Origin of the sequence: Hymenobacter montanus (genome assembly GCF_014699115.1) — a bacterium.
GTDB lineage: Bacteria > Bacteroidota > Bacteroidia > Cytophagales > Hymenobacteraceae > Hymenobacter > Hymenobacter montanus.
The window spans coordinates 83754-97669 of record NZ_JACXAD010000015.1; the positions used below are offsets into that span (position 1 = coordinate 83754).

10 protein-coding genes are annotated in these 13916 nt (G+C 60.3%); all 10 read right to left on the reverse strand.

The genetic code is table 11. The features are described 5' to 3' along the window. Positions 1-72: 72 nt before the first annotated feature. Positions 73-3081 carry a DUF6493 family protein gene (locus IC235_RS14010; protein ID WP_191005809.1) on the reverse strand — a complete coding sequence of 1003 codons (3009 nt, stop codon included), beginning with the start codon at positions 3079-3081 and terminating at the stop codon, positions 73-75. Positions 3082-3181: 100 nt separating this feature from the next. Next, the gene (locus IC235_RS14015; protein ID WP_191005810.1) at positions 3182-4519 is read right to left on the reverse strand and encodes an SWIM zinc finger family protein; all 1338 of its coding nucleotides are present in this window, start codon (positions 4517-4519) and stop codon (positions 3182-3184) included. 484 nt (positions 4520-5003) lie between these two features. After that, a complete protein-coding gene (locus tag IC235_RS14020; protein ID WP_191005811.1) occupies positions 5004-5462 on the reverse strand; it encodes a ribosomal maturation YjgA family protein in 459 nt (152 codons plus the stop codon). After that, positions 5452-6270, reverse strand: a complete 819-nt coding sequence (locus tag IC235_RS14025; RefSeq protein WP_191005812.1) for an oxygenase MpaB family protein — start codon at positions 6268-6270, stop codon at positions 5452-5454. The genes IC235_RS14020 and IC235_RS14025 overlap by 11 nt, the downstream gene beginning before the upstream one ends. A 103-nt stretch (positions 6271-6373) precedes the next feature. After that, complete coding sequence (locus tag IC235_RS14030) at positions 6374-7216, reverse strand: SDR family oxidoreductase (protein ID WP_191005813.1); 843 nt, start codon at positions 7214-7216, stop codon at positions 6374-6376. A gap of 72 nt (positions 7217-7288) precedes the next feature. Further along, positions 7289-8302, reverse strand: coding sequence for an SDR family NAD(P)-dependent oxidoreductase (locus IC235_RS14035; protein WP_191005814.1), 1014 nt, complete (start codon positions 8300-8302; stop codon positions 7289-7291). Between the two features lie 164 nt (positions 8303-8466). Further along, positions 8467-9039: a TetR/AcrR family transcriptional regulator gene (locus IC235_RS14040; RefSeq protein ID WP_191005815.1), complete on the reverse strand. Its 573-nt coding sequence runs from the start codon at positions 9037-9039 to the stop codon at positions 8467-8469. Positions 9040-9165: 126 nt separating this feature from the next. Then, positions 9166-9663 carry an FKBP-type peptidyl-prolyl cis-trans isomerase gene (locus IC235_RS14045; RefSeq protein ID WP_191005816.1) on the reverse strand — a complete coding sequence of 166 codons (498 nt, stop codon included), beginning with the start codon at positions 9661-9663 and terminating at the stop codon, positions 9166-9168. A 207-nt stretch (positions 9664-9870) separates the two neighbouring features. Next, positions 9871-11292: a Glu/Leu/Phe/Val family dehydrogenase gene (locus tag IC235_RS14050; protein ID WP_191005817.1), complete on the reverse strand. Its 1422-nt coding sequence runs from the start codon at positions 11290-11292 to the stop codon at positions 9871-9873. A gap of 310 nt (positions 11293-11602) precedes the next feature. Further along, on the reverse strand, positions 11603-13915 hold the full coding sequence (locus IC235_RS14055; protein WP_191005818.1) for an efflux RND transporter permease subunit: 2313 nt from the start codon (positions 13913-13915) through the stop codon (positions 11603-11605). Position 13916: the final 1 nt, after the last annotated feature.

Below are 13916 nucleotides of genomic sequence, written 5' to 3' on the forward strand. Positions count from 1 at the left end.
GCCTATTTCTAAGGCGAGCCCTCTGTAACTCAAACCTGAAAATAAGCAAGGGGCGATGCCGTGCTCGAGTCCCTAAATTTTAGGCTTGGCCAGCAGGGCCGCCGCTTTTTTGAGGCTGGCCGAAGCTTGCCACTCGTGCAAACGGGCTTTTACTGTTTCGGGCACGGGCTGATGGGTTCGGCCCAGCACGTCGGCGTAGGCTTCGAGCAGCTTGCGCGTGTTGCGGGGTGGCTCGGCAGGCAATTGGGGCAGCAACGCGTCCAGGGTTTGGCGCAACGCGTCGTCGGTGACCGGGCTAATGGCGCGGGCCTGGGCGAGGCCATCGGCCAGACGTTGTACGGGCACAAATTCAGCCGCTAAAAGCTGGCCCAACACCTTGCCCAAGGTGCTGGTTTCTACGCGGCGCTGCTCGACAGCCGCCAGCAGCACTTCCAGAGCTAGTGCCCGACATAGTGAGGCGTTGTGCGTTAGGCCCACTGCCAACAGCAACGTGGCGGGTTCATCAAAGCAGGGGCCCGACCCGAGCAGGCTGCGCAGGGCCTGAACTAAGGGGTCACGCGTGGTCGAATCTACAGTATCGTGAGTAGCGGCCAGCCTGAGGGTGTGCCAGTACAACGGCCCCGGATAGTGCGGCAACAGCGCCACCAGGAAGGGATAATCGGCGGATAGCGAGCCAATGTGCCGCCAGATTTGGTACTGTTCATTTCTCTTAAAGGTTGTGTGCAGAGAATATAGCAACAGGCAATCGGGCAAAACGGCGTCCGCGGGTTCACACAAGAGCCGTAATTCCGTCCAGTATTCGGTGACTTCCGGGCTGCCAGCCTTCCACTTGTCGACGTAGGTATTCGACTTGCGTTGCAGTTCCCAGCGGGGTTGCCAGGACCGCACCACGCCTGGACAGTCGTTGGCCGTCAGGTTGGCCAGCTCGGGAAATTCAGCAGCGGGCATTCGGGTGCGGGCCGCTACGACCCACAGCCCCGGCAGGGCCTCGGCCAGGGTGCTGGGCGTCGCCACCGCCGCGGGCAGCCCTTGCCCCAACGGTTCCGTAAATTGCTGGCGCAACGATTTTATCCAGACTTTCCACCCGACGGGCCGATGGTGGCTAGCGATGCCCTGAGGCAGCGGTGTACCGGCCGCACTCAGCAGCCACTGCAGCAGTTCGCGCAGGCCGGTGTGGCGCAGCTGGGGCAGGAGGGCCTGGGCCGCGGCCGTCGTGGCCGGATGCTGGTGGGCGGTGCGCGCCAGGGCCAGGGTCAGGTCGACGGCATTGGGCTCCTGTTCGGCGGCTTGGTAAGCCAGAAGCCGCTGCACCAGCACGGTAGGCGCTACCCAGTGCGGCGCGTGCGAGGGCGTGCTCAACAGCGGCAACGTTTGTTGGTCGCGTAACAGCTGCTCCACAAAAAGCAGTCGGCGTTGTTCCAGGGCCACCAGCGGGTCCGCAGTCTGGTAATTGGTACGAAGAAGGACTGATTTTACCAGGGGCGTGACGAAACCGTTAGCCCAGCCCAGCGTCAGGGCCTGCACCAAACCAACGTACCCGTTAGCAAGGTGTGGCCTTTTGATGATGGCTGCTACTTCAGCCTCCGTTTTGCCCTTCAGATAGGGTAAAATCTGGAGCACGTAAGGTTGCAAAGGCTCGTTACAATCCGCCGGAAACAGTGGTCGTAGGCGTAGCAGGCCAGCGAGCCAACGCTCAAGGGCCTTGGGGTCGTCGTGCTGGAGCACTTGGCCGGTCAGGAACAGCAACTCGTGCCAGTCGGCCACCGGCGCAATGGCCGTCGCGGCCGAGATGTCGGGGCTGAAATCGAGCGAGGGGGCGTAAGCCGCGTGCGTGGCGCCGGGCCGCTCGTCGGGGTTCCCCAGCCAGGGGGCCAGTGTGGTGCGCGCGGCCGGGGCCAGCAAGTCCGCGTAAAGCGGCAGCGCATCGACGATTTCGCTGGTCTCGGTGGCCGCAAGCAGGGGCTCTCGGGCGTTGAGTACCTCCGCCAGGCCCTTGGCGGCGCGCTCCTGCACGGCCGCATCAGCGTGGCTCAGGGCGGCCGCGTAGAGCCGGGCCACGACCGGTGCCTGGCTCGGATGGGCTTTCAATAGCTTGCTAAAACCGCCCAGCAGCGTTCTGAGGCCGGTCTTAAGGTCCGGCCGCGTCATCAGCCCATCGGCGTAAAGCAGCAGCGTTGCAGCTTGCAAGTCCGCTTCGGCCCAGAGGTCCTTGAGTTGGTCGAGGGCAAAATTGACGACCAGGGGCAGGGGGTGGGCCAGCAGCTCAATCAACTCCGTTTGCCGGGCCAGGCACTCGGCCGCCGTGGGGTTGAGCGCCAGCACCAGGCTCTTAAACCACGTGAGCAGCGGGCGCCGGAAGTCGCGGCGCAACGCCAGCAGGCTACGCGTGAGCAAGTCATTCCGGTCGAGGTGGCCCGAGGCAACCAACTGCGGCAGCAAGGTAAGCCAGGTGATGGCCGGGCGGTTTTTGTTGACGTAACCAGACGCCGTATCCACCGGCGTGTCGAAGTCGAACAGCAGGGGCACATCCCGCTCCAGCAGCGTTGCGTCGGCCTGGAACTGCTTCAGCACGTGCGCTTCGAAGCTCTGGCCGCGCTCCTCAAAGGTCTGATTATGATGGTTCAGGCAGTCGGCCAGCAATTGGCTGAACAGCCAGGGGTCGTAGCTGACCAGCCCGGCGTCGGCCAACCCGCGCAACAGGTGATAGTCGAAGCCATGCCACCCCATATTGCGGCGGGCGAGGCTCTGCAACCAGTCGGTGAGCCAAGCGGGGCGGTAGTGCTCCAGCACCTGCATCAACAGCGCTTTGTGCGAGTAGTAGAAGCGGTGCGGAAAACGGAACGTTCGGGTCAGCGCTTCCTGGCGAGAATACGTGGTCAGCCCCGCCAGAAACAAGTGCGGCTCCTGTTGGTGCAACTGCCGCGCCTGGTTCGAGTCCCACTCATCCCTCTCCTTGTATAGCTGCTTGGTTTTCAGCCGTACAGGTATCAGGTCCTTCTTCTCCAGTTCCAACAGGAACGGCAGCAGCTCATCAAGGCTCGAGTGGCGGACGAGCTGTTCAAACTTGTCAACAACAGTCATAAAGCAGCGGGGTAAGCAGAATAAATGAAGCACTGACAGTGGCAGAGTAGTGGGCTGCCAACGAGATTGGGCCTCCAGCCCCACCCAGGCCGGGTAGAACCTACAAAAACCGCATCCGCACCGCCAGAATGTGCTTGCACGGTCCGCGTTGCCCCTGGTTGCCCATGAACCACGAGCAGGTGCAGCGTGCCGGCTCGGAGCGGCCCACTACCACGGTGTGCCACACGTCGGTGCCCCGCACCCGGGCTTCGGTGCGGCCATTGGCGCCAATGCCCACCAGTTGCACGTGGTCGGCCGTTTCGAGCAGGGCCCGGGCGTTTTTCAGCCGCGGGTTTAGCTTGATAATCCGGTCGGTTTTGAACGGCAGGCGGCGGTAGAAATAGTGGTTTTCGGTGAGGTCGAAGCCCAGCAGACCCATGGCCGAGAGGCTGGCACAAAGCCGCTCCACGGTATCGGGCGTCAGGTTGTTTTCCACCGCGAACAAGGTCGGGTTGAAGGTTTCGTTGCCCCGAAACAGGTTGTTAGCGCCTACAATCCACTCGGCCGGCAGCTCGTCCATCAGCGTGTCGAGCTGGTTGCCTTCGCCGGAAAACCCCCGGTTCACCTTGGCCGATAAGGCCAGTACAAACTCCTGCCCCCCGCCCATAGCCAGCACGAAAGCCGCCGCTTGCCCGTCGGGCGTGGCAAATACCCGCACGCCCTCGCAGAGCGGGAGCAGCCCTTCCAGCAGCCGTAGCCGGTGGATGCCACCCACCCGCACGGCGCCCGCGCTACCCACCGGCGCAAAGCTCGGCCGGGGGCCGCGCAGCACCAGGAAAAAGTCGCTTTTGGCCGTGCCAGCCGGAATGCTTTGCACCAGTTGCACAGCCTGCACGCGGCTGAGGGCTATTTTGTCCTCCATCACGGCCAGGTAGCCCTGCACCGCCGTCAGGCCCTTAATCCAGCGTTCGGGCAGGGTCACTTTGCGCTCGGTCACTTTGCCGGCGGCGCGTTCCAGCACTACTTCTTTCTCACCCACGCTCAACAGCACCGGCTCGGTGCGCGAGATGCGGGCCAGGGCGTTCACCATCGGCTCATTGAAGTCGACGTTGGTGGTGCCGCTGCTCAAAAACTCACCATCCAGCGCGTCGGGGCCCAGGTCGAGCCGGGCGTACACCCCGTTGCACGACGAAAATGCCTCAAACCGCAGCATGCCCGCTCCGGCCGTCACGATGGGGTCGCGTAAGGCAGCGCTCTGCGGCACGAAGCGCGAGGCTACTACCTTTGCTAAGGTAGTTAGTCCACGGGCCGCCAGCCACGAGTCGCGCAGCCGTCCCCAAAAAAAGCACGAAGCCCCCGTGGGCGTATCCTCAGCATAAGCGGCGAGTGAGAGCGTATTACCTCCCGAGCTGCGTTCCAGGATGGAAGGGCGGGCATAAGCGTAGGCGAAATCAGACATAGCTGCAACAGTTAGGTTATGCGTAAGACGTAGTACTCAGCCACGCCTTTGTTTCAACTATTGCAAATGTATACGGAAATCATCCAAATTATTGCTAAATAAATTGGTAATTTATCAACTTACTGATTCACAAAGCTATTATTTTTAGTAGTAATGGTTGTACACGTCGGGTAATAAGCCAGTTGAGCTTATGAAATCGTTCGCCGGGCGGTCCAGGACTGGGGCCTGGCGCAGGCGTAATAAGCCAGTCGAGCCTATAAAATATCCGCCCAATCCAGCCGGGCTGCTCAACAGGCTAGCGCTTGAGCTACTCCTACTGCATTAGCACCCGAAGCGGAATGAAACATGCGGGCAATTAGGGTCAGCCTTCTTGACTCACCCCAGGCTGACACCCACTACTGTCCATAATAAAAACAGGGGAAATAGCTTATCGTTATGCTTCTGACGTTCTTACCAGGTTAAATAACGGATAAATAATTGATTATTAGTTGTTTAGCCTGTCTGCCTTCACCAAGCCGTTGGGGGTACGAAGTATCCGCCGGGCTTTCAGTTGCTCAATTGTGAAAATCAGCAGCGCTCCCAAGGTGTAAGCAAGCAGGTCGGACCACTCGAAATGGTTGCCAAAAACGATACGGGCCAGCTTATTTTTCTGCCACCCCAGGTGCGCCAGCAAGTGGAAGTATTGCGAGGCTTCCACCGCGTAGGAAAAGGCCAAAACAGCGGCCGTAATAACTCCTGCCGGGGCCGTTACAACGCTTCGCACCAGGCAGTAAAGCAGAATGGTTGCTAGAAAGTCGCCCGCGTAAGGCCGGATAATCCGGTCGTGAACAAAGAGGGCAATACAAACCTCGAGCGCGAAAAGAAGAACGGTGGCCAGGGCGTAATTCTTCTGGAAACCAATTGTGTGGAGCGTCCGGTGGGACTGGGATGGGCTATTTAGCATGATGAGTACGTGTTCCTGAGTAAGGGCAGCCCGTCGGTGCCAGAGCCACTGGCTCATTGTCCAGCGCCCGGATTCGGCCCTGGTATTCGGTTGGCAGCAGGGCGTTTTTGGCCCATTGGCTTAGCGCAAACTGCTTGGTATCGCGATAAAGCGACAGAGCGGGCTGCAGCCAGGTACCCTTGCTTAGACCAAGCATCGCGCGCACGAGGGGCGGCACCACCATTCCCTGAACGCCCCGCAGCAGCCAGTAGCGCGGCGCCCCCAAATGTCGGCGATACTGCCGATACAAGTCGGTAGTGTGGTGGCTGGGGGCCAGGTCTTCAGCCAGGTGCTGGGCCCGTGCGGCCTGCCAGGCCGCGTACGAGCGTGGCAAGCCGGGGATGCCCATCCGCTGGCCCACGCGGCCGAACACTTCCACGATTTCTTCACGTTCGGGGGCGGTGAGGGGCCGTTCCAGCATTTCGAACGCGCGCATGGAATAGGCAATGAGCATGAATAGGACGTCGCGGTAGGCCCAATCGGGAATGGTCCGGCCACGCTTTGCTTCCACGGCCGCGTGAATGGCCGCGATGGTGTCAATGGCGCGCTCAGCCCCGGCGCGGTCCGCAAACACGATGCGGCGGGCGTAGTCAACCGTGGAGAACAGGCGGCCCAACGGGTCGGCCGGCAGCCGGCCAGTGAAGTAAAGCCAGTCCACGGCTTTGTTTAGGGCGAACTCGGCCGCCGCGCCAGCGAAGACGAACAGCACCGTATCGGCAGTACCCCAAATGCGGCGCACGATGGAATGAGGAGCCACGAAGTATTCCATAAAGACAGGGAGAATGGCGACCGATAGCTCGCTACAGTGATATGAAAAGAACTTTGAGATACAAAGCTAATACAGATTCAATGACCGCAAGCTGGCCCAAGATTCAAGTGATAGGTACTTGAGCGGCCATAAGTCGGTCCCATAGCCGGTCAGATAGCAGGCGGCGCAGGCGGGGCATCACCTTAGCCAGCACGCCGACCCGGTAGCGGGTTTTGGGAACAGGCACTGTAGCGGCCTCAAAGATTACCTGCCCCACGTCTTCAGGTGATAGAATACCAAAAGAGCTTTTCGCGTCAAACAAGCGTACGGTCATCGCCAAGAAGTTTTTCCGGAACAACTGGTACGGATCACCGGTAATAGGGGCGGGAAAGCCAGCGTCGGCCACCTCCATAAATCTGGTGCGCACCCCACCCGGCTTAATAAGGGAGACCCGCACTCCGAAGGACTGCACTTCGTAGCGCAGGGCATCCACCAGAGCCTCCAAGGCAAACTTGCTGGCGCAGTACGCCCCGGCGCCGGGTGTGCTGAAGTCGCCGCCGGCAGAGCCAGTGATGACGATGCGACCAGTGCCCCGGCGCCGCATGCCCGGCAATACCAACTGGCAAAGCCGAACGACGCCAAACACATTGGTGTCAAACTGCCGCCGTAGCTCAGCCAGGGGAAGCTCTTCCAAGACACCGTTCTGCCCGTAGCCAGCGTTATTGACCAGCACGTCCAGGCCCTCAGTTTCCACCTCAATGAGCTGTATCGCCCGGCGCATAGACTCGTCGTCGGTTACATCCAGCGCGAGTACGCGCGCGCCCAAGCGGGCCAATTCATCCAGACTTTCCACCCGGCGGGCCGAGGCGTAAGTAGTAACGCCGGCGGCTAAAAACATGCGGGCGGCCGCCAATCCTATTCCGGAGGAGGCACCGGTGATGAGAACTGTTTTAGGGAGGGAAATCATAATCGGCGAAGTTGATTGAAATTAAAATGAGCAGAAAGCAGTGGGGGCAGCCGTTTGTCTGGAACCGTCCCGTTAGCCTTTCATCTTGTCTTTTTTCATCCCCATCTGCCGCAGCAGGAGGCGCTCAAATCCACGGTCGCCCAGCAGCCGGCGCATGCGCGGGGTCAGCTTGGCCAGCAAGCCAATCCGGTAACGAGTGCGGGGTTTACGCACCGAAGCGGCTTTCACAATGGTTTCGGCTACTTTTTCCGGGCGCAGAATGCCGTAGGAACTGCCCTTGGGATCGAACATGCGCGTGGTCATACTGGCAAACTTGGCGCGAAACTCCAGGTAGGGGCTCTGGGCCATCGCGGCTGGATACCGGGCATTGGCTACGTTCATGAAGTTGGTCGCCACTCCACCGGGCTTAATCAATACCACGTCAATGCCGAACAGTCCTAGTTCCCCCCGCAACCCGTCGTTAAAGCTTTCTACGGCGTACTTGCTGGCGTGGTAGGCACTGGCTCCCGGCGTGGTAAAGTCGCCGCCGACCGACCCCACGTTGATGATGCGCCCGAATCCCTGGCGCCGCATGGTGGGAGCCACCAGTTGCGCCATGTGCACCAAACCAAAGACGTTGACCTCAAACTGTTGCCGAATGGCGCTCAAGGGCAATTCTTCCAGCACGCCGTTCTGCCCGTACCCAGCATTGTTGATGAGAATGTCCACGCCTCCGGCTTCGCGCTCAATCTGATCCACCACTGCCCGCATGGACCGGTCATCAGTCACATCAAGGTAAGCCGTGCGGCATCCGAGCGCTTGCAATTCGGTTAAGGCGCTGCTCGTGTCGATGGATGTAGCATAGGTTATGTAGCCGCGGCGGGCAAACAACTGGGCGGTGGCTTTCCCAATACCGCTGGATGCTCCGGTCACTAGCACTACCGGCGCGGAAGCCGCCCTTGGCCTGGCCTGGCCTAAGCCATTGCTGGGTGATAGGGCCAGAATGGTGACCAGTAGAGACCAAGCAAAGCTGAGCCGGATCAGAGGTTGGAGCAGGAGCCGGTCAGCAAACTCGCCCAATATTCGGAAAACAAGGCTTTGACGCATATGGAGTAGGGAAAATTGTGAAAAAAACTTCGTGAGTAGGAATGGCTATGGCCTGGGTTGGCGGTTGAAGCAGGTTTACACTGATAGGGAATTTTTCCGCCGACAGCGAGGTACCTGATCAGACGTTTTAGATGAATAAATATTCATTATTGCGGCAAAAAAATTTAAGATCGAATGCCATCCCAACACAGTGAAAACGCCGCATCGGCTAGTGGCGACGGCACAGTGCCACCTTGAAGGCGAATAAGCCCGGCCAGTTCGCGCAACGGCCCCATTAGATAAATGGCGAGCAGGGTGTTGTCCAGGTCCTTTAGTAGTAAGCCTTTTTTGCCCCGATCAAAAAGCCGGAACAAAGGGGCCATCGTATCCAGAGACATTTGCACCTCATCGGCCTGCATATAGGGGGAGGTATAGTACTGCTCCACAAACACGCTTTCGTCGTAACTATCTAGGCGAGTGCGCAGGTAGTTCAACCATATCTTCTGCAGGGCAAGGCGTAGCGGCTCTTGCTCGTTGAAATCCCGGAATAAAGCTTTCGTAGTACGCAATTTGGCATGTCGGTACAGCGCGCGCAGGAGGGCCTCTTTGTTCGGAAAGTAGGTATACAACGTGCCCGTAGCTAGTCCGGCCTCACGAGCAATGGTTGCCATCGTCAACCCAGCAATGCCCGCGCGGCCTACCAACCGGCAGGCGGCCGCGTATATCAGTTCCGTTTTGCCTTCGTCTTTTAATTTCACTTCGCAAAGATAGGCGAATAAATGTTCATTTAAAAGTTCTCCCTGTGCTCATTTAACCGGTGGACCGACATATTCTAGGGCTCCGCCCGCTCGGGTACGGGCCAGGTAGTTTACTTGGGCAACGTCTTATCTCACGTCTACTAATTCTACCTCGAAGCGCAGTACCGTATTTGCGGGAATGGATCCAGCACCTTGTGCTCCGTACCCAAGCTGTGACGGGATTAGCAATAGGCTTTTCTCGCCTTTGCGCATCAGCGCAATTCCTTCGTCCCAGCCCTGGATAACCTGGCCACGCCCGAGTATAAAGTCCAGGGGCTGGTTGCCTCGGCGCGACGAGGCATCGAACACCGTGCCGTCGAGCAGCGTGCCGGTGTACAGCACCGATACTGTCTTGCCGGCTACCGCCCGCGGCGCACTCGGGGCAGTAACAAGGGGTACGTAATAGAGCCCCGACCCCTGTCGCTGCGCATTATTTATGTTGTTGTCGCTCAGGTATTTTTTGATGAGCTTCTCATCTATCTCCACATAGTTCTTGTCCTTGCAGGCAGTAGTCAGCAAGCCGGCCAGGCCCACTGCCACCAACAGTAATAACCGAAGCGCGCCCGCCCAAAATGCTTTTTTCATCGTAGTAGTTTTTGGTAAAAATAGGCCATCGCGCCCAGTTCAGGCCGCTGCCAGTGTGACAAACGTTTACAAAGCAAGCTCCAGTTGTGGGCTTCATCTCGCGTTCAGCAGCTGGGCGACGGGTGCGGGCAGAGAGACGCAGCGCCGACATCCACACCCTACAGCCTGAGCACTGAGCGAAATATCGGCGGGGCAACTCGGGCTCGACTACGGAAAAATACCTAGCGACTGGTAGCTGACGCCTACCTTTTCAATGGCGCTGTAAAAAGCGGCCGTGCGCAGGTCCTGAATGCCTTTCACCTGATTCATGACGGAGCGAATTTCGTGGTAGGCGACAATCATGGTATCCTCCAGACCAGAGCGGACGAGGTCAATCTCATCCATGCCGTGCACGATGAGGGCTCGCTCCTGCGCGCTGATGCTCTTCCCGGTCGACTGCTCGATGGTGGTAACTAGCCGCTGGAGTGAAGCTTCCTCCGCCCGCTTGCCCATGCGGCCGAAGCGCACGTTGGAAAGGTTCTTAAGCCACTCGAAATAGGAAACCGTTACCCCGCCGGCATTTAGGTACAGATCGGGCAGAATAACGAGGCCGCGCTCCAGCAGAATCTTTTCCGCCGCCCGGGTAACGGGGCCGTTGGCGCCTTCGGCGATGACTTTGGCTTGGATGCGGGCGGCGTTGCCTTCGTGAATCTGGTTTTCCAGCGCCGCGGGCAGCAGCACTTCGCACTCGTATTCGAGCAGCCCGGCCGAGTCGGCCACGTTCTTCGCGCCGGGGTAGTCAAGAATGGAGCCGCTGTCGGTGCGGTGCTGCAGCACGGCGGCCACATCGAGGCCATCGGGGTGGTAGATGCCTCCCTCGCGCTCGGCAATGCCGGTAATCAGGGCGCCTCCCAGCTGGCAGTAGTGGGCCGCGTAATAGCCCACGTTGCCCAGCCCCTGCACGATGATGCGCTTGCCGGCCAGGCCACTGCTCAAGCCCAGGTGCTTGAGCAGGTCGGCATCGGCAAACAGCTCGCGCAGGCCGAAAAGCACGCCCAGGCCGGTGGCTTCGGTCCGGCCCCGGATGCCGCCCTGGCCCACGGGCTTGCCCGTGACGCAGCCCAGGGCGCTGGTATCACCGTACTTGAAGGTGAGGTAGGTATCGGCAATCCAGGCCATTTCGCGGCTGCCGGTGCCGTAGTCGGGGGCCGGCACGTCCATACCCGGGCCGATGAGGTTCTTCTTGATGAGCTCGCTGGCGTAGCGGCGCGTCACGCGCTCCAGGGTTTCGACCGAGCTGGTGCGCGGGTTGATTTTCACGCCGCCCTTGGCTCCGCCGAAGGGCACGTCGACCAAGGCACACTTAAAAGTCATGAGCGTGGCCAGGGCCTTCACCTCGTCCTCGTCGACGTGGATGCTGTAGCGGATGCCCCCTTTGCTGGGCAGCTTGTGGTGGCTGTGCTGCACCCGAATGCCTTCCACAACCTGCACTTTCCCGTCGATTTCCACCGGGAAGTTGACCTTGTAGATGCTGTTGCAGGCCTTAATCTGTTGCAGAATGCCCGGGTCGAGCTTGGAAAAGCGGGCTGCCTGGTCGTAAAACTGCAACACGCTGTCGTAAAAATCTTTTCCCTGCATTGGCGCGCTCATGCTACAAAAAGGTTAGGTGGGAGTATCCCATCGCTAACGCAAACACCACCGAACGGTTGCCCGGCGGGGTGCCGGGCGGCCAACTTGCCGGGAGAGGCCCACTACCCGAACGGCGTGGTGCCCCGAATTCCGCGCAGCGGTTCGTGGCACCACTAATCAGTGAAAGTATTTAACGAGTAGTGGGTACTAGTAATAACTGGAACAATCACGCAAGGGTGGTTCAGCGGTTCGTGTTACCCCGAATAGTGGTACCACGAACCGCTGCGCGGAATTCGGGGCACCACACAACCTACCGCCTGGCTGGGAGCCTTTAGCTACGGCCCGTATCGGCCACCAGGTTGGGGGCCTGGGGGAGGCCGACTTTTGGGCGTTTGTAGAAGTACAAAATCAACAGCGGCAGCAGCGTGAGCTCGGCAACTACCCCGAAGAGCAGGGTTAGTCCAATCAGCAGGCCCACGTAGAAGGTACCGTCAAATTTCGAGAACAGCAGGGTCGAAAAGCCGCCCACCAGAATCAGGGAAGTGGTAATCACGGCTTTGCCGGCCAGCAGATACGTGTGCCGCACGGCCCGGAAAATGTCGGGCTCCTTGCTGAGCGTCAGCCGGAGCTTGGAGATGAAGTGGATGGTGTCGTCGACCGCGATGCCGAAGGCGATGGTGAAGATGATGCTGGTGCTGACCTTCATGTTTACGCCGGCCAGCCCCATTACCCCGGCCACGATGATGATGGGCAGCAGGTTGGGAATGAGCACCACCACCGTCATGCGCACCGACTTGAAGAGCGCCAGCACAATCAGCGTCACCATGGCTACGTCGATGGCCATGCCCTGAATCATGTTCAGGGTCAGGTTCTCGTTATTCTTATCGATGAGATTGGACGAGCCGGTGAGGCGGGTGCGCAGCACGGTGCTGTCGATGGACGTGTGCAGGAAGGTCCGCAGTGCCGCATTCAGGGCATCGGCCCGGATGCTGCCCACGTCGGCCATGCGGCCGGTGAGGCGGCCGGCCGAGCCGTCGGGCAGAACCAGGGCGCTGAATTCGGGCTTTTTGCGAAACAGTTGGAGCTTCCGACGCAGGGGCCCTAGCTCCCGCGGGTCGGCGGGGAGGCGGTATTCGGCTAGTCCGCCGCCGTGCAGCGCCTTGCGCACCGACTTGACCAGGGTAACCGGCGAGGCCGCGAAGCGCAGGCCGTAGGTGTGGTGCAGGTAGCTTTCGATGCGCTCAGTTTGCCGCAGCACGGCTAGGTCGTAGATGTCGTGGCCCGGCACCGGCTTCAGCTCCAGCTCGAAGGGCCGCACCCCGGCAAACTGGCGCTCAAAAAAGGCAAAATCCAGCCGGACGGGGTCATTTTTCGACAAGTCATCAAGGAGTGAGGAGTTGATGCGCACCCGGCTGGCCAGCCCAATGGCCCCGACCAGCACCAGGCCGCTCACCGTGAAGATGAGCCGGCGGCGCAGCAGCACCATGCGGAACAGGCGGCCCAGCACGCCGTCCCAGCTGTGGCCCTGGCGGCGCGGCGTGCGCAGCTGGGGCCGGCCCAGCAGCACGAGCATGGCCGGCAGCAGCGTAAAGCTGAGCACGAAGGCCAGCAGGACAGCAATGCCGGTAAACAGCCCGAAATTGTGGATGGGCCGGATGGTGGACGTCATCAGGGTAAAAAAGCCCAGGCTGGTGGTGAGGGCCGACAAGCCCGAGCCAAACCCCGACTCTTTGATGGTGACCCGCAACGCATCTTTCTTGCTGGCTCCGTAGCCCAGCTCGCTCACGTAGCGGCTGATGATGTGAATGGTGTCGGACATACCCACCACGAACAGCATCAGCGGGAGTAGGGCCGTCATCAGGTCGATGCTCACGCCGCAGGCGGCCATTATGCCCAGGCCCCAAAAAATAGCCCCCAGCACCACAATCAGCGGCAGCACCACGCCCCACCAGTTCCGGAACGTAAGCCAGAGCAGGCCCGTGACCAGCAGCACCGACAGCGACATAAACACGACCAGCTCCCACTTCAGCCGGTCGACAAACACCGACTGGGCCACTATCCGACCGGCAAAATGCATCCGCTCTTCGGGCAGGCCCAGGCGGGCCATCCCCCCACGCAGGGTCGCGAAAAGCGAGTCGCCGGGCGGCTTTTCGAGGTCGGGCGTGAGCTGCAGCACCAGCGCCACCGCCCGCGCGTCGGGGCTGAACACGTTGCCCACCAAGCCCGGCGTGCGGTAAATCAGGGTGGAGTCGTCGGCGCGCCGGCCCGGCTCGGTGGGGTGCAGATAGGGCAGGTTGAAAAAGCCTAGGCCCTCCACCACCGGGTTAGCCAGGGTGGTGGGGGAAGTGACGTGCCGCACGTTGCGCTGCCGCCGCGCCAGCTGCGTGAGGGAGTCGACCTGGGTGAGAAACGCGGGGTCAAACACCGTTTTGCCCGTGGGGGCTTCCACACCCAGCAACAGGTAGTCGTTGTCGTTGCCAAAGCGCCGGGTGTAGCCCTGGTAGTAGTCCAGGTCGGGGTCGCCCGCGGGGTAAAAATCGTTGAAATTATAGTTGAACCGCAGCTGGGCGACGGAAAACATACTCAGGGCCGTGAGCAGGCCGAGCAGGAATAGGGTGAGGTAGGCGAGGCGGCGAAGGGGCATA